The 17,239-nt window shown below is 47.5% G+C and carries 11 protein-coding genes; 8 read left to right on the plus strand and 3 right to left on the minus strand.

The genetic code is table 11. The annotated features are described in order from the left end of the window. Positions 1 to 402: 402 nt before the first annotated feature. From KUA46_RS09595 to KUA46_RS09605, 3 genes are all read right to left on the minus strand, one after another. Positions 403 to 591: a type II toxin-antitoxin system HicB family antitoxin gene (locus KUA46_RS09595; protein ID WP_218487886.1), complete on the minus strand. Its 189-nt coding sequence runs from the start codon at positions 589 to 591 to the stop codon at positions 403 to 405. 3 nt (positions 592 to 594) lie between these two features. Then, on the minus strand, positions 595 to 738 hold the full coding sequence (locus tag KUA46_RS09600) for a protein tyrosine phosphatase (protein ID WP_218487887.1): 144 nt from the start codon (positions 736 to 738) through the stop codon (positions 595 to 597). Between the two features lie 475 nt (positions 739 to 1,213). Further along, positions 1,214 to 2,800, minus strand: a complete 1,587-nt coding sequence (locus tag KUA46_RS09605) for an ATP-binding protein (RefSeq protein ID WP_218487888.1) — start codon at positions 2,798 to 2,800, stop codon at positions 1,214 to 1,216. Positions 2,801 to 2,977: 177 nt separating this feature from the next. Between KUA46_RS09605 and KUA46_RS09610 the strand changes: the two genes are divergently transcribed. The 8 genes from KUA46_RS09610 (at position 2,978) to KUA46_RS09645 (ending at position 17,190) form a co-directional block, all read left to right on the plus strand. Beyond that, entirely contained in the window at positions 2,978 to 4,258 is a 1,281-nt protein-coding gene (locus KUA46_RS09610) for a dicarboxylate/amino acid:cation symporter (RefSeq protein WP_256625107.1), read from the plus strand. A 447-nt stretch (positions 4,259 to 4,705) separates the two neighbouring features. Then, positions 4,706 to 5,761, plus strand: coding sequence for an efflux RND transporter periplasmic adaptor subunit (locus KUA46_RS09615; protein WP_218487890.1), 1,056 nt, complete (start codon positions 4,706 to 4,708; stop codon positions 5,759 to 5,761). A 19-nt stretch (positions 5,762 to 5,780) separates the two neighbouring features. After that, the gene (locus KUA46_RS09620; RefSeq protein ID WP_218487891.1) at positions 5,781 to 8,963 is read left to right on the plus strand and encodes an efflux RND transporter permease subunit; all 3,183 of its coding nucleotides are present in this window, start codon (positions 5,781 to 5,783) and stop codon (positions 8,961 to 8,963) included. A 232-nt stretch (positions 8,964 to 9,195) separates the two neighbouring features. Further along, positions 9,196 to 11,328 (plus strand): cation:proton antiporter domain-containing protein, encoded by a 2,133-nt coding sequence (locus KUA46_RS09625; protein WP_218487892.1) that lies wholly within the window; start codon positions 9,196 to 9,198, stop codon positions 11,326 to 11,328. Positions 11,329 to 11,457: 129 nt separating this feature from the next. Further along, complete coding sequence (locus KUA46_RS09630; RefSeq protein ID WP_022121555.1) at positions 11,458 to 12,204, plus strand: ABC transporter ATP-binding protein; 747 nt, start codon at positions 11,458 to 11,460, stop codon at positions 12,202 to 12,204. After that, positions 12,201 to 13,043, plus strand: a complete 843-nt coding sequence (locus tag KUA46_RS09635) for a CvfB family protein (RefSeq protein WP_153073108.1) — start codon at positions 12,201 to 12,203, stop codon at positions 13,041 to 13,043. Before KUA46_RS09630 ends, KUA46_RS09635 begins: the two co-directional genes overlap by 4 nt. Positions 13,044 to 13,227: 184 nt before the next feature. Next, positions 13,228 to 13,902: a hypothetical protein gene (locus tag KUA46_RS09640; protein ID WP_022121557.1), complete on the plus strand. Its 675-nt coding sequence runs from the start codon at positions 13,228 to 13,230 to the stop codon at positions 13,900 to 13,902. Between the two features lie 111 nt (positions 13,903 to 14,013). Then, complete coding sequence (locus KUA46_RS09645; RefSeq protein WP_218487893.1) at positions 14,014 to 17,190, plus strand: TonB-dependent receptor; 3,177 nt, start codon at positions 14,014 to 14,016, stop codon at positions 17,188 to 17,190. Positions 17,191 to 17,239 lie beyond the last annotated feature (49 nt).

Raw genomic sequence — 17,239 nt, forward strand, 5'->3', positions numbered from 1 at the left:
TAACTTTTAAGTGTTTAATTATTCTTTACAAAGATACAAAATATTTTTGGTACAAGCAAATATAAATAGTTAATATTCAATAAGATACAACATTAATATCTATATGTTAAAAGGTAAAAAGTTTGATGCGTTTACCCTGACATCACCTGTTGTGCAAGCGCATATCAGCTGCTATGCAAGCGCACAACAGCTGTTGTGCGACCGGAGATACTAACTAACTCAAAAACATATACTATCTTTTCTAACAACTTATACTATGTTTTCCAGCAACATATCAGTAACATTCCAACAAACAAAAAAGGGTGAATCATTTACTTATGACACACCCTCTTTGCTAAATCAGATACACAACTGATCTTATCTTATAATATTATACTCAAACTCATAATCACCATTCTTCAGCTATTCGGGTACATCTTCCCCATTTTCCATAAGGCCTTCTATATGAAACTCCAGACTTTCCTTTGCCTCCTTTTGCAAAGCTTCAAAGGTTGGTGCAGTAAAAACCACCGCTCCTGGAACATTACTACCAAAAGAACCGCCATAATTTCTGTCGCACCACGCAACGTCAACAATAACCTTTTCCATCATGTACTACTTTAAATTTTCCAAATCTCCCCGTTCAAGACAGCTATTTCTTACCAAGGTTTCGAGCTTTTCAACCATCTTACGCTTGGTCTCCTTAGAAGCATTCCAACGTCGCAACGCTTCTTCTCTTGTTAACTTTGTTGTATTCATTCTTTATTCATCCTTTTTTTAGTTCAAATTAAAATTGCAAAAATACCTCCCGTCAATATTTATAACCAAAATTCATATAGCTACAAGTTTTGAATCTAGCGATAAAAACAAGAGGATTGAGAGGCTGGGAATTCTTTTTTTCTGCTCTATATTAAGAACAAGACCTATAGTTGTACGACTATAAAGTTACAGTTGTACGACTATACATGCTATGGTTGTACAACTGTAGAGTTATGGTTGTACAACTATAGGGGTTATAGTCGTACAACTATAGATTTTCCTCAACGGCATCATCTTGTCAAGAAATCACAAACATCTGATTATCAGTAAGTTTCTATTCTTCTTCATATTTGCGATATTCTCAAAGGAATAATAAGCATCTGAAAATACGAGAATCTCAGGCAATCTAATGTAAAAAAGTTTCATTCTTAACAACGCCACATCACTACATCTTCGGGATATTCTTACGGAGTACTTACTTCATTTTCCACCCATCAATGGTTCCCGTCTTCGATGAGAAGTTGCAGCCTATCTGATAAATCTTTCTGCCATCTGCTGCATATTCCCTGGCATAGCCCATATCCTCTATCTGCTTCAGGGCTTCTTCAGCCGAACCATCACGTTTGAATTCGAAGATGTAGATATAGTTCTGGGTCTCAACCACACAATCTACCCTACCTTCGCTTTGCTGCTTTTCGATGAACACCGTGAAACAGCTGATCATTCTCAATACGAGATAGAAGGTGTATTGAAAATAACGTTCCTTCTCACGCTCATCGTCCTTGCGACGCTGGTTATAAGGAATGCTGGCAAAGAAGGAAGTCATCAGATTCTCCAACTGATGGCAATCGCCCACGTCCATAGCACTCACCACTTGTAAAACAAAAGCATCTGTCGATTCTTTTGGCTGCAAATAGCTAGTAGCCACCAAAGTAAGGAATCCATTTTTCACCTCATCATTCGGAAAATCCAAAAGATAGGAATCCATATTCATGTTCCAATCCTTTATCGTAAGATAGCCACTCTGATAAATCATAGGCAATGGCGCTTCTACATCTGCTCGATAATCCACGAAACTACTTGTTGGATAATACTTGCCTGTCAATTCATTCAAATTCTCCTTAAAATGGGAAAGCAAGCGAACCAAATAAGTTGGTGTACCAGTACGAAACCAAAAGTCACTTAGTCTCTTCTTGCTCAAAGAATTCAAGATACTAAACGGATTATAGATATCGAGCATGTCTGAGCTAAAATGATAACCGTCGAACTTACGTTTCAACTTGTATTTCATCCCCTCCTCTGTAGTTTTATATCTCACAGCCATCACTTTAATCTGTTCCTCGAATGTGGAATACAACTCCTCTTCCGTAATACCGCAAAGTGCCTCGTAATGCTCATCCATACTGATGTCATCAGGTTGGTTAAAACCACTGAACACACTCACCTGAGAGAACTTGGTAACGCCAGTCAACAAAACGAACTGCAAATCGGCATCGGCTGCCTTGAAAACTGAATAAAAACCTTTCAAAACTTCTCTATTCCATTCCTCCAACTTTCTCTTCTGACCATTGATTGTAATATTCAAATCTTGGTCCAAGACATCTAGCAAAGGCTTGTCGTATTCATCAATCAAGACAACAGCACGAAGACCAGTTTTCTCATGGGCAGCTTTGAGGACAGATACAAATCGGCTTCCCAATCCTTCAGCAAACTCATCCCTCCCATATATTTTTTCCTGTCGTTCAACAAAACCTAACAGGGTTTTATCCAACATTCCTGCATCAGTAAAATTAATGCCATTGAAGTCTAAATGAAACACAGGATATTGCTTCCATTCCTTCTCCAGCTTGTCGATGGCAAGCCCCTTGAACAACTCCTTTTTTCCCTCAAAATAGTATTTCAAGGTAGATACAAGCAACGACTTTCCGAATCGTCTAGGACGACACAGAAAGTATATTTTACCATTAGTCACTAAGTCATAGACCAATGCCGTCTTATCAAGATAAACATAATCACCTTCTATGATTTGTTCGAAGTCTTGTATTCCTATAGGATATTTCATATTGCTGCCTTTTTAAATTCTTTCGGCAAAGTTACAAAAAATAATGATACAAGCAAAAGAATAGCCCGAAAAAAAATAACGAGATTGCAAAATACCATATTTGTGGGATTGTTGACAAGGAAAAAAAATAATACCTTTGCCTTTTGAAAATAATAGTTTAAAATCATGGTAGAAACAATGAATAATATTGGAAATAGACAGCCGGATAGCAATGCTGGCTGCAGTAAGCAAAAAGGAGTGAAGAATAAGCAAACCCGGCAGCTGGTACTATGGATTGGCGCTTTGATAGTAGGCGCAGTCTTAGGTATATTCGGCATCAGCTGGCTGGATGGTCTGATGAACTTCATAGCCACGGTCTATACCCGCTTATTCCAGCTTCTGGCAGTACCAACCATAGCCTTGGCAGTTATCACAACCCTGGCATCCTTGGGCAACCAGGCAGATACCGGTAAGATATTCCGCCACGCCATCACCTACACCCTGCTCACGACGATAGCAGCTGCAGCAGTGGGACTGGTGCTCTACAACATCGTATCTCCAGGCAATTTACCTACAGCCTTGGTACAGAGTGGTATGGCAGATGTTCCCCAAAAGCTGGGAGAAACCAGCTATTATGACCATATTCTTGGGGTAATACCCAACAACATCATCAAGCCGTTTGCCGAAGGAAATGTACTCTCCATCCTGATTTTGGCGGCAGCAGCAGGTATTGCTTTAGCCAAGATGCCATCAAGCGATAAAAAAGAAGTCGTGATGAAGGGATTGTTTGGATTACAGGATCTGCTTTTCATGCTGATTCATGGATTAATCTGGGCTCTGCCTCTGGGTATCGTTGCCTTTGCAGCACAACTCTCAGCCCAGTTCTCTGCGGGTATCGTGATGGCTTCTCTAGGAAAGTACGTAGCTGTTATCCTGGGAGGTAATGTCATTCAATTCTTCATCATCCTTCCGCTCTTCCTCTTGGCTAGAGGCTTGAATCCAGTGCGCACTTTGGGTAAGATGATGCCGGCAGTATTAATGGCTCTGTTTACAAAGAGTTCTGCTGCTACGTTGCCGGTGACGATGCAGACAGCAGAAGACAGACTGGGAGTTTCCAATCAGGTTTCCCGCTTCGTATTGCCTATCTGTACTACCATCAACATGAATGGCTGCGCTGCGTTTATCCTCGTAACCTCCTTATTCCTGATGCAGAATGGAGGAATGCCTTTACCTTGGACTACGATGATTCTCTGGCTCTTCATTTCAGTTATCTCAGCAGTGGGTAATGCAGGAGTACCGATGGGATGTTATTTCCTTACCCTATCTCTGATGTCCGGTATCAATGCTCCTATCGGCATCATGGGCATCATCCTGCCAATCTATACCATTATCGACATGATTGAAACGGCAGAAAACGTATGGTCTGATTCCTGTGTCTGTGCCATGGTGGATAAGGACTTGAAGAAAGAGTCCACTTGAAAAAAAAGACGATGTTAAGCACATTGAGGTAAAGTAATCACTCATAACGTGCTAAGCAGCTTTCTGGATGACATTTCATTGCACCCTAGAAAATAATTAAAACGGAGGGCTAGTCCTGGTAATGGACTAGCCTTTTTTTGTACCTTTGGGGTCATTACTGCAAGAAATCATCGTTGCTTACCTTTACACCAAGTGGTCCATAGTCGCCAAGAGCTTTATGAGCAAGTCGACTCAACCCTCGGTCTAAGGTGTAGATTGTTCGGTTGGATGCATCAGAGACGTAGTTTCCATGGAAGACGTGATTGAAACTATGAACAGCGTGGAAATCGTAGTAAAAGAAGAAGGAGAACTGTTTTTTTATTTTTTTTAATCCTATTTTCCCCATGCTTTCAGCTAAAATTCATACCTTTGCATTATCTTTTCAAGAAACAACAAAATGTAATCAATATGAAACAGAAAGATGTTATAACGGGATGGCTTGTCGCATTCATTATCAGCTGTATGATGCTGACGGGATGCACAGAAAAAAACAGGAAGCTAGAGAAGAAAAACGTGAAAGTTGAGACAATCTCCGTGGGGAATACAAACCTGGGGGGAACGAAAGACTATGTGGGAACCATCGAGGAAAAGATGGGATCTACACTCAGCTTCGAGATAGCCGGAAACATCACTTCCATACGGGTGGAAGAAGGAGATAGAGTGAGCAAGGGACAGCTGCTCGCCACCATCAACCCTACCACCGTGAAGGAGGCTCACCGGGCAACACTCACCACCCTGAAACAGGCGCAGGATGCCTACAGAAGATTCCTGCCCCTGCACCAGTCGGGAACCATCTCGGATATGAAATGGGTGGAGATAGAAAGCAAACTGGAACAGGCAAAGGCGGCTGAAAGCATCGCCCGCCAGCAACTCTCCCACTCTACCCTCACAGCTCCTTTTGCAGGCGTCATCGCTGCCAAGAACGTGGACTTGGGAACCTACGTGCTCCCCGGACAGCCTGTGCTGAAACTCGCCAATGTGGCACAAGTCAACGCCAAGGTATCCGTACCCGAAGCTGAAATATCTCATCTGCACGTGGGCGACAAGGTGAAACTGACGGTAGCCGCTCTTTCGGGTGCCATTTTTTGGGGAACGATTTCAGAAAAAGGCATCGATGCCAACCCCATCTCGCATACCTACGATGTCAAGGTGGGCATCACCAATCCGCAGGGCCGTCTGCTCCCAGGCATGGTATGCAACGCCCAGGTGCAGGGTAGCGCTGCTACCCCATCCCACATCACCGTTCCGCCACAAAGCGTAGAACTGGATGTAGATAACTCCCGATTCGTATGGACCGTAGTAAACGGAAAGGCACATCAGCAACCCGTAACAACCGGCGATTTCGAAGGCGATGGCATCGTCATCCTTTCGGGACTGAAGGCTGGCGACCAGGTTATCATCAATGGCCAGCAGAAAGTTTCTGAAGGAATGAATGTAGATACAGCAAAAAGCGATAACCGATAAAAAAGTGGAGGGAAAAGATATGAATCAAGAGACAAGGCTAGAGACAAACAAACCGGGGGATTCCAAAAAGCCGGAGAGAGACTCCGCCCTTCGCGACCACATCAAGGCACGCATCACCAGGAAGCCCAACCGCATCATCAAGCGCTCGTTCATCGAGTCGGCGATGTGCAACCACAACATCGTGCTGCTTCTGATGGGCATGCTCGTATTTCTTGGCATACTCGGCATCTGCATCATGCCCAAGCAGGAGATGCCGCAATTCACCATCAGGCAGGGTGCCTGCGTAGCCGTATATCCGGGCGCTACATCCGGAGAGGTGGAAGAACGGGTGGCTAAACCGCTGGAGAACTTCATCTTCGGATACAAGGAGGTGAACAAGAAAAAGACCTATACCCAGAGTAAGGACGGCATGCTGATCGTGTTTCTGGAGCTCAACGACGACGTGGAGGACCGGGATGCCTTCTGGAGCAAGTTCAAGCATGGCCTGCAGGCCTTCAAGAGCTCCCTTCCTACGGGTGTCCTTGCCCTGCAGGCTGTGGATGACATCGCCGATACCTCTGCCCTGCTCATCACGATGGAAAGCAAGCAGAAAACCTATAGGGAACTGAATACATACATAGACCAGCTGAAGGACAGACTGCGCCGCATTGATGCCATCTCGAACCTGCGAACCTACGGACTGGAAAACGAACAAATAAGCATCTGCCTGGACCAGAACAAACTGGCCAAATACGGCATCGGCCCCTATAAGATTCTGAACGACCTTGCCCTGCAGGGCTTCACCACCGTGAGCGGAAACCTGAAGATGGGCAACCTCAACCTGCCCATCCACATCACCGACTCCTACAACAACGAGCGGGATGTGGCAGAACAAATCGTATATTCCGACCCCAAGGGCAACATCGTGCGCCTGAAGGACATCGCACAGATTAAAAGAGAATATCCGAAACTGAATAAATACATCAAGAGCAACGGCAACAAATGCGTGCTCCTATCCATTGAAATGCGACCGGGAAACGACATCGTGAAGATGGGAAGAGACGTACACAAGATGATGGATGATTTTGAACAGTCCCTGCCAGGCGATGTACACATCAATACCATTACCGACCAGAGCAAGGTGGTAAGCGAATCGGTGCTAAACTTCCTGCGCGAGCTGCTCATATCGGTCATCTCCGTCATCATCGTGGTCATCCTGCTCATGCCGCGCCGCGTGGCAGAGGTATCAGCCCTCAGCATCCCTATCACCATCTTCTCGTCGTTGGGCATATTCTATCTTTTCGGCATGGAGCTGAACACCGTTACACTGGCTGCCCTCATCGTAACACTGGGTATGGTGGTGGATGATTCCGTGGTTATCATTGACAACTACATGGAGAAGCTGGGCCATGGCATGTCGCGCTGGCATGCAGCCATCGCCGCTCCTAGAGAGTTCTTCATGTCGGTGCTTTCTGCCACGCTCAGCATCTCGCTCACCTTCTTCCCATTCCTCTTTACCATGCATGGCGACATGGGCGATTTCGTAAAATCATTTCCCTGGGCCATGTTCATCATCCTGAGCATCTCGCTCATGGTTTCGCTGCTGCTCACACCTTATTTACAGTATATGGTGATTCACCAGGGCATCAGCAGCCAGCACAAGCCCAACGCCCGCAAAAAGCCGCTCGACTATCTGCAGATGGGGTACACCTGGTTGCTGAAACGCTGTTTCGCCTTTCCACGCACCACCCTCGCCGTGGGCATCATGCTGGTGAGCACCGGAGCCATCATCTTCGTACATCTTCCGCAGAGAATGATGCCTATCGCCGAGAGAAACCAGTTTGCCGTAGAGTTCTATCTGCCTAGCGGAACCACCGCTGCAAGAACCGCACAGGTGGCAGATTCTATGGCCCACATTCTGCAGCGCGACCCGCAGGTAACAGCCGTAACCACGTTTGTTGGCCAGGGTTCACCCCGTTTCCACACCACCTATGCGCCACAGATTGGCGGTGAGAACTTTGCACAGTTTATCGTGAATACGGTAGATAACGATGCCACAGAAGAGGTACTCGACCGATATGCCGACCGATACTCCAACTATTTTCCCGACTGCTACATCCGCTTCAAGCAGATGGATTACAACAACGCCACCTACCCTATCGAAGTAAGAGTGAGCGGCGACAGCATGGGCGACCTGAAGGCTGCCGCCAGGAAGATAGAAGCCTGCATGCACAAGATAGAAGGCATCAACCTGATTCGTACCAACTACGAAGAGCCCCAGCCTGGCATCAGGGTAACTCCAGATGCCACCGAGGCCAACCGGCTGGGTGTGAACAAGACCATACTCTCTGCCGACCTTGCCATTCATTTTGGCGATGGCATCCCGATGGCCACCCTTTGGGAAGGCGACTATCCGGTGAAGATGGTTCTGAAATCGGAAAACGACAGCGACCTTGCCAATGAATACATCCCCGTGATGGGAGGAACATCGAGCGTTCCACTCCGCCAGCTGGCTAAGATTTCGCCCGACTGGCACGACGGCAGCATCATACGCAGAAACGGCGTGCGTACCATCTCTATCATAGGTGAACCTTTAAGGGGATTCAATGCCAACCGATTGGCCAACGAACTGAAGCAGGAAGTATCCAAACTCCCGCTAGATTCCAGTCTTGATTGGGAGATTGGCGGTATGGCAGAAAAGGATGCCGAAACCCTTCCTCAGGTTACATCGGGCGTGATGATAGCAGCCTTGATTATCTTCTTCATCCTGCTCTTCCATTTCAAGCGCATCAGTCTGGCACTGGTGAATCTCTCGTCCATGTCGCTCTGCATCTTCGGTGCAGCGATAGGCCTTCTGGTTACGGGTTTCGACGTGAGTCTTACCTGCATATTGGGCATTGTGAGCCTGATGGGTATCCTGGTAAGAAACGGCATCATCATGCTCGACTATGCCGAGGAACTGCGCCGCGACAAGGGGTTATCGGTAAAGGAAGCCGCCTTCCAGGCTGGCGAGCGCCGCATGCGCCCTATCTTCCTTACATCGGCAGCCGCCTCGGTAGGCGTACTGCCTATGATGGTAGAGAACAATACGCTGTGGTCGCCAATGGGAGCCGTTATCTTCTTCGGTACGCTTATCTCGATGGTACTCATCGCCACCATCCTGCCAGTGCTCTATTGGCTCGTGTTCGACAAGCACGGCAAGTATAGTTTGAGGAAGCAGTAACCACCCCTGTGTATTAAACACTTCGTTCTCATCGGTTGTGATGCCAATAGGCATCGGTGCACCCGTTTTCGGGTTCACAAATTGCAAAAATATCACCATGATTGTAGGATAAGGACAGAAAAACTTTGTGCTTTCAAGATTTATTCGTACTTTTGCAGTCAAAAACAGAAAGGGAGGGATGAATGCAGATGCAGAAATCCCTCTTTAAGTATAACAAAAAAGAAGAAAGCCTATGTTCCATATCGCTCAATACTTCCCTATCACAGACCCTACGTTGATATTCTTCGTAGTGCTCCTCATCATCCTCTTTGCCCCTATCATCATGGGTAAACTCCGTATCCCGCACATCATCGGTATGGTGCTGGCAGGTGTACTCATAGGCAAATACGGACTGAATATCCTGGAGCGCGACTCTTCGTTTGAGCTTTTCGGAAAGGTGGGACTCTATTACATCATGTTCCTCGCCGCACTGGAGATGGATATGGAAGGCATGAAAAAGAACAAGTCGCGACTGCTTATCTATGGCCTGCTCACCTGTTTTATACCGTTCTTCCTCACCTATGGCATGAGCATCTGGCTGCTCCACTACTCTGCCAAGGCTTCCTTCCTGCTGAGCTGCATCATGGCATCCAATACGCTGATTGCCTATCCTATCGTTTCGAGATACGGACTGCAACAGAAACCGAGCGTTACGCTGAGTGTGGGGTCGAGCATGATTTCGCTGCTCATAGCCCTGATAATGCTTGCCGGACTGGTAGCATCGTTCAGCAAGCATGACGGCGTACTGTTCTGGGTATTCTTCACCCTCAAGTTTGCCGCCTATTGTGGCGTGATGATCATACTGATTCCCCGACTTACAAGATGGTTCTTGCGAAGATACAGCGATGCGGTGATGCAGTTTATCTTCGTACTCTCAATGCTCTTTATGAGTGCGGCACTTTCGCAGATAGTGGGCATCGAGGGCGTTTTCGGTGCTTTCTTCGCCGGTCTGATATTAAACAGATATATTCCGCATGTTTCGCCACTGATGAACCGCCTCGAGTTTATCGGCAATGCCCTCTTCATTCCTTATTTTCTGATAGGTGTGGGCATGCTGATCAATATTAATCTGCTGTTTCAGGGCAGTCATATTCTATGGGTCGTGTTCTGCATCGCCTTCTTCGGAACCCTGGGCAAAGCCATCGCAGCCTATATCGCCTGTCTGGGTTTCCGATTGCCACTTTCTTCGGGTCACATGATGTTCGGACTCACTTCGGCTCATGCTGCCGGAAGTATCGCCATGGTGATGGTGGGTATGCATCTGCTCGTAGCACCGGGCACTTATCTCGTCAACGATGATATGCTCAATGGTGTGGTTATGATGATTCTGATTACCTGCATCATCTCATCCATCCTTACCGACCGGTCTTCGCAGAAGATTATCCTGAGAGACAAGGAACTGCCTGATGCGGAAGACGACAAGAAGGTGAGCGATGAGAAGATTCTGGTTCCGGTGAAATATCCTGAATATGCCGACAACCTGATGAGTCTGGCGTTTCTGGTGAGAAACCAGAAACTGAACAGGGGACTCATCTGCCTGAATGTGGTATATGAAGACAAGGATATGCGATACAACCAGGAACAGGGAAGACGGATTCTGGAACATTGCAGTCAGCTGGCTGCTGCCACCGATGTGATGACGCAGACCCAGGTTCGTATTGCAGCCAACATCGCCAACGGCATCAAGCATGCCTTCAACGAGTTCCAATGTTCTGAGATTATCATCGGAATGCACATGCATCCTGAGGTTTCGCCGAAGTTCTGGGGAGAATTCCACCAGAGTCTCTTCAACGGATTGAGCCGACAGATCATCATGGCACGCATCAGACAGCCGTTGAATACATTGAGAAGAATACAGGTAGCCGTACCTTCGAGAGCAGAGTTTGAGCCGGGTTTCTACCGCTGGTTGGAACGACTAGCCCGACTTGCCGGCAATCTCGACTGCCGCATCCAGTTTCATGGCAGAGAAGAGAGTCTGGCGCTCATCAATGAATATATCAAGAACCGGCATTCGGAAGTGCGTGCCGATTATACCCAGATGATTCACTGGAACGAGTTGCCACAGCTGGCTTCGCAGATATCTCCAGACCACCTGTTCGTGGTTGTAACCGCTCGTAAGGGAACCGTATCTTACAAGACAGCACTGGAGCGTCTGCCGGAGGAAATAACGAAATATTTCTCAGGTACCAACCTGATGATTATCTTCCCCGACCAGCATGGTGATTCCTACGGCGACCAGCTTACCTTCGCTGAGCCTCAGCATCAGGAAGAGATCAGTGCTTACGAATCATTCCTGCAATGGTTTAAGAAGAAGTTCAGAAAATAACAAATTTGTTTTTATCAAAAAGAGTTTTATTACATAAAATAAGGCTCTTTTTTTCTTTTTATCTCTTAAAATTAGGCATTTCCAAATATTTTGCTTAATTTTGCCTGCAAAATAATTTTGAGTAAGAAAATGATAGATATAAAAGGTATAACCAAGAGCTTCGGCTCCCTGCAGGTGCTTAAGGGCATCGACCTGCATATTGACAAGGGCGAGGTGGTAAGTATCGTCGGTCCTAGTGGTGCCGGCAAGACTACACTCCTCCAGATTATCGGTACCCTCGACAAGCCTGATAGTGGCAGCATCATGGTTGATGGCATCGATGTAAGCAGCCTCAGCACCAAGAAGCTGAGCGATTTCCGCAACCAGCATCTCGGTTTCGTCTTCCAGTTCCACCAACTTCTCCCTGAGTTCACCGCCCTGGAGAACATCATGATTCCTGCCTTCATTGCAGGCAAGAGCCGAAAAGAAGCCAAGGAACGTGCCGAGGAGTTACTGGCGTTCATGGGCTTGAGCGATAGAGCCAGTCACAAGCCTGCCGAGTTATCCGGTGGTGAGAAACAGCGTGTAGCCGTGGCGAGAGCTTTGGTCAATAATCCTGCCGTCATCCTTGCCGATGAGCCATCAGGAAGTCTCGACACCAAGAACAAGGCTGAGCTTCACCAGCTCTTCTTCGACCTCAGAGACAAGTTCGGTCAGACTTTCGTCATCGTAACTCATGATGAGGGCCTTGCTGCCATCACCGACCGCACCATCCATCTCAAGGATGGAATGATTGAGAAGACGGTGGAAGCAGGAGCTGCTGATAGCCAGGAAGAAACTGCAGAAGTTGCAGAAGCCCCAACAACAGAAGAAAAAACTGAAGATAATATTATATGAGCAAAAAGATAAAACTCGGCGATTACAATCGCCTTCGCATCGTAAAGAAAGTTGATTTCGGTCTGTATCTCGATGGTGGTGACGAGGGAGAAATCCTCCTTCCATCCCGCTACGTACCTGAAGACGCAGGCATCGGCGACGAGTTGGATGTCTTCATCTATCTCGACCAGGAAGAGCGCCTCATAGCAACCACCGAAACCCCTTTGGCAAAGGTGGGCGATTTCGCCTATCTCGAAGTGAAATGGGTCAACGAATACGGAGCCTTTCTGGGCTGGGGGCTGATGAAGGACATCTTCTGCCCATTCCGCGAACAGAAGAAGCGTATGGTGCTCGGCAACTCCTACATCGTACATATCCACATTGATGAGGAGAGCTATCGCATCGTTGCCTCTGCCAAGATTGAGCGTTATCTCAACGAAGACCATCCTCACTACAAGCATGGTGATGAGGTGGATCTCCTCATCTGGCAGAAGACCGACCTCGGCTTCAAGGTTATCATCGACAACCAGTATCCGGGTCTTCTCTATCAGGACCAAATCTTCCAGTACATCCATACGGGTGACAAGATGAAGGGCTACATCGGAAGAGTCCGTCCTGACGGAAAGATAGATGTCACCCTGCAGAAGACCGGCATCCAGCAGACAGCCGATTTCGCCGAAACCCTCTACCAGTATCTCCTGGACAACGACGGCGAGTGCAACCTTGGCGACAAGAGCGAGGCCGACGACATCTACGAGCGTTTCCACGTGAGCAAGAAGGTTTACAAGCGTGCCATTGGCGACCTCTACAAGAAGCGCCTCATCACCGTAAGCCCTATGAGCATCCGATTGGCAGAATAAAGATATTTTAGATGTATATATAATAAGGTATATATATAAAAGGTGGAGCATCGAACCCGATGTTCCACCTTCATTTTTTTGAAACAATTTATTCAAAGCATTGTATCACCATTGCATTTCTCCTGTAATCTAATACCCCTACCTTTGCAACCAGAAAAGATTATCATAGAAAAGAAGAAGAAGAATGAGAAAGAAAACATTTACAAAAGGTAGTTTGCTGATGATGACCATGCTCGTTAGCAGCAACATGATGGCTGGCACACCAGAATTGGAAAGCAATGCCACCAGCAACGCAGTAAAAGCCCATCGCGTACTCGTGATAGGCGCTCAAGACAACGTGAAATCAAACTATTTCGTTACTGATATGCTGGCAGAGGATACGCAGATCAACCCAGACAGCGTATGCTACATATATAATAAGGTGATAGAAGACAACCTCGCACAACTTGCCCAGAAATCAAAGGCAAACTTCACCTATGTAGACGGTAATGCTATTCAGGGCACCTACCACGACATTCTGGAGGATATCAAGACCACAGGCGAAGGCGAGAACCAGTCATCTGACCTTACATTCGTCAATGCCACCCAACTCCGTGGCATGCTCGACCAGGCAGGAGCCGATTATCTCCTCCTCCTCGACAATCACTATCTCAAGTATCAGGAAGAGCCTTTCAAGACCATCTTCCACTACGTGAACTATTCACTCTATGATGGCAACAAGAAGAAATTGGCACAGGGTAGCAATTACTTCACATCCATCAACCCACAGTCGGAACAGCAGATGCTCAAGGCTAGCCGCAAGAGTACTGCAAAAATGCTCAACGACGTGGAGAGTACACTCACAGCTATGAGAAAGTAAAAAACGTATTCAGGAAATAGCAGAAGAATTCTTTTAGGAAATAGGAATAGAAGAATTCTATGATATTCGGCAGAATCACGATAAACTTTTATAAACCAAAGATTGTATTTTATGAATTCAATTCGATTTGTCGCCACAGCAGCGCTGTTGGCGGCTGGTAGCACCACGTGCCTCTTAGCACAGAACACCCGTGCCACCGTTACTGGAAAGATTGTGGATAACACCAAAGAACCTGTAATCGGTGCCTTGGTAACCGTAAAGAACGAGTCTACAGGTTTCACCGTTTCCGCTGCCACTGATGCCAACGGAAACTATACCATCCGAGAAATTCCACTCGGTTCGCCTTACACCATCACCGCCAAATACATCGGTTATGGTGACCAGAAGCGCACAGGCTATTCGCTCAACCAGGGCGATATGCTGCGTGTTGACTTCACCATGAGCGACCAGAGCCAGGAATTGAAAGAGATTGAAGTGGTGGCAAACTCTCTGAAGAAGAACGTGGATAACGAGGGAGCATCAACCAGCGTTACAGCGCAGGACATCAAGAAACTGCCTGTAAACGGACGTAACTTCACTTCGCTCATCGACCTCTCTCCGCTGAGCAACGGCATGAACCTCAGCGGTCAGCTTGCCTCTTCCACCGGTTTCAACATCGATGGCATGTCATCCAAGAACCCTATCTCCGGCGGTGCTGCCAATACCAGAAAAGGCAGTCCTTACGCCATGACCATGGAGGCCGTGAGAGAGTTTAAGGTGGTAACCAATGCCTATGATGTAACCTATGGCCGTGCAGGTGGCGGACTCATTAACGCCGTAACCCAATCGGGTACCAACACCCTCAAGGGTTCGGCATTCTCCTATCTCCGCACCGACTGGCTCGCCAGCCAGTACGACATCCTCGGCAACAAGCGTACCTCTGATTTCTCCACCTATCAGTATGGTTTCTCGCTGGGTGGACCTATCATCAAAGACCGCCTGCATTTCTTCGTGGCATGGGATCATCAGCAGGACACCAAGCCATTGCGCATCGCCGACATTCATGGAGTATCGGATGAAAGCAGATACAATCTGTCGCAAGCTACACTTGATGCCTTCACCCAGATAGCAAAAGATAAATACGGGCTGCCTAACCAGCCGGAGTACGGTTCGTTTGACAAGAAATCAAACACCAACTCCGTGTTCGCACGCATCGACTGGCAGATCAACCCAACCAATCTGCTCAGTGTTCGCAACAACCTGAACATCAACAAGCAGCCATATAGCCAAGGTGACAATACCACCATCAACTTCCTGGAGTCTTACTCCGACTGCAACACCGCAGACAACAGCTTGATGGCATCTCTCCGCAGCGTATTCGGACCAAAGATTACCAACGAGGCGAAAGTGCAATGGATGTATTCGATGGAAGAGACCAAGGCAAACAGTCTCCTGCCTAACGGCACCATCCCACGTGCCATCGTGCAGAACGTAGCATCGGAAGTAGATGGAAAGACCTTGATGACCAACATCCAGATAGGCGGACAGCGATTCACCCCAGAGAATTTCCACGACAACGTATATCAGTTTGTAGATAACCTGCTCATCAATGCAGGCAAGATCAACTATACCCTGGGCTTGGACGTGATGTATTCTCACCTCTCCTCACTCTATGGCAGCGAAACCAACGGACGTTTCTACTTCAAGGGACTTGACAGTTTCAACAACATGACCCCTTACCGATATGCCCGCGACGTATATATGGTAGAAGGCGAAAAGAACCAGAAGGTAACCCAGCGCATCGTAAACGCAGGTATCTACGGTCAGTTGCACACCCAGCTCTTCGAGGGCTTCGACCTCACAGCCGGCGTACGCATCGACAACGCTTCCTATCTTGACCACGGCAACTACTACGAGCCAGCCGACCGTCTTCTCGGTGTAAGAACCGACAAGGGCATCGGTCTCTTCCTGGTACAGCCAAGATTACAGTTGCAGTGGGATATCAACAACAAGCATACCGATATTCTGAAGCTTGGTGGCGGTATCTTTGCATCAGACATCAACAACTACGCCACGGTAAACAGTCAGGTGTTCGACGGAAGCCGCATCGTAACCATCGATACCCAGGATGCGAGCCTCATCCCTACTCCTAACTTCCCAAGCTATCGTCAGAACCCAGCCACAACTCCGGGTGCTGATCTGCTGAAGAATCCAAATGTAGAGAAGCTCGTCACCATCAACTGCAACAAGGAGGGCTCCAAGGTGCCAACCATCTACAAGGCAAACCTATCGTATACCCACTACTTCAGCGACCGATTCAAGATGGGCGTAGCAGGATACATGACTCTGGCTCGCCACAACTATCTCTATATCGACAAGAACATGGTGGATGAGCCTTACTTCAGATTGGAAAACGAAGGTGGACGTGGCGTCTATGTGCCTGCCAACACCATCGATGCCAAGGGCAACACCAACTGGCTGGAAGGCAGAAAGACCAAGGAGATAGGTCGTGTACTGGAGCTTAACACCATCGGAAAGGTAAACCAGTTTGCCTTCGTCATCGACGGTAGCTGGAGATACTTCAAGGATGGATTCCTCTCATTCAGCTATACATGGAACAGCGTAAAGGACAACAACACCTATAATGGCGACGTGGCAAACACCTCAACACTGGTAAAGATGGTGAAGGATGACCCACGCGACATGAGTCAGCTGAGCTATGGTAACGGTCAGTTCCGCCACAAGCTGGTGGTTTACGGAACAGCACCAACCTTCTGGGGCATCCAGGCAGGTATCCGCTTCTCTGGCATCGGCGGCACCCGCTACTCTACCATCGTAGGTGGCAACGTGAATGGTGACTTCGTGGCAACCAACGACCTCGCCTATATCTTCGACCCTAACGACCCTAACACCGATGCATGCATCCGCAAGGGCTTCGAAACCCTGATGGCTAACCCTAAGGTGGAGAAGAAGTTCAAGGAGTATTTGCAGAGCAACTATGGCAAGATGGCTGAGCGCAATGGCGGCGTAAATGGCTTCTACGGCACCTTCGACCTTCACTTGGAGAAGGCATTCAAGCTTTACAAGACCCATGCCCTGGAAGTTTCACTGGATGTATTCAATGTGGCCAACCTTCTCAACAAAGACTGGGGTGTAGGCAAGAACCTCTCTAACGTTCCTCTCTATTACATCACAGGTTTCGACCAGGAGAAGAAGCAGTATAAGTATGCCGTAAATACCAACGCCGGCGTAGCTGGTGGCAATGGTAATCCTTACCAGTGCCAGTTGGGTATAAGATACAGATTTTAAACAGATTTTTAGAAGTTATCTCAGACGTTTTCAGACGTTATTAGAAGTT

The organism is Segatella copri, assembly GCF_019249765.2.
Taxonomy (GTDB): domain Bacteria; phylum Bacteroidota; class Bacteroidia; order Bacteroidales; family Bacteroidaceae; genus Prevotella; species Prevotella copri_K.

What these genes read in the sequence shown, in the direction of transcription:
- KUA46_RS09595 (WP_218487886.1), bottom strand. Translation starts at nt 591, where the DNA reads ATGATGGAAAAGGTTATTGTTGACGTTGCGTGGTGCGACAGAAATTAT.
- KUA46_RS09600 (WP_218487887.1), bottom strand. Translation starts at nt 738, where the DNA reads ATGAATACAACAAAGTTAACAAGAGAAGAAGCGTTGCGACGTTGGAAT.
- KUA46_RS09605 (WP_218487888.1), bottom strand. Translation starts at nt 2,800, where the DNA reads ATGAAATATCCTATAGGAATACAAGACTTCGAACAAATCATAGAAGGT.
- KUA46_RS09610 (WP_256625107.1), top strand. Translation starts at nt 2,978, where the DNA reads ATGAATAATATTGGAAATAGACAGCCGGATAGCAATGCTGGCTGCAGT.
- KUA46_RS09615 (WP_218487890.1), top strand. Translation starts at nt 4,706, where the DNA reads ATGAAACAGAAAGATGTTATAACGGGATGGCTTGTCGCATTCATTATC.
- KUA46_RS09620 (WP_218487891.1), top strand. Translation starts at nt 5,781, where the DNA reads ATGAATCAAGAGACAAGGCTAGAGACAAACAAACCGGGGGATTCCAAA.
- KUA46_RS09625 (WP_218487892.1), top strand. Translation starts at nt 9,196, where the DNA reads ATGTTCCATATCGCTCAATACTTCCCTATCACAGACCCTACGTTGATA.
- KUA46_RS09630 (WP_022121555.1), top strand. Translation starts at nt 11,458, where the DNA reads ATGATAGATATAAAAGGTATAACCAAGAGCTTCGGCTCCCTGCAGGTG.
- KUA46_RS09635 (WP_153073108.1), top strand. Translation starts at nt 12,201, where the DNA reads ATGAGCAAAAAGATAAAACTCGGCGATTACAATCGCCTTCGCATCGTA.
- KUA46_RS09640 (WP_022121557.1), top strand. Translation starts at nt 13,228, where the DNA reads ATGAGAAAGAAAACATTTACAAAAGGTAGTTTGCTGATGATGACCATG.
- KUA46_RS09645 (WP_218487893.1), top strand. Translation starts at nt 14,014, where the DNA reads ATGAATTCAATTCGATTTGTCGCCACAGCAGCGCTGTTGGCGGCTGGT.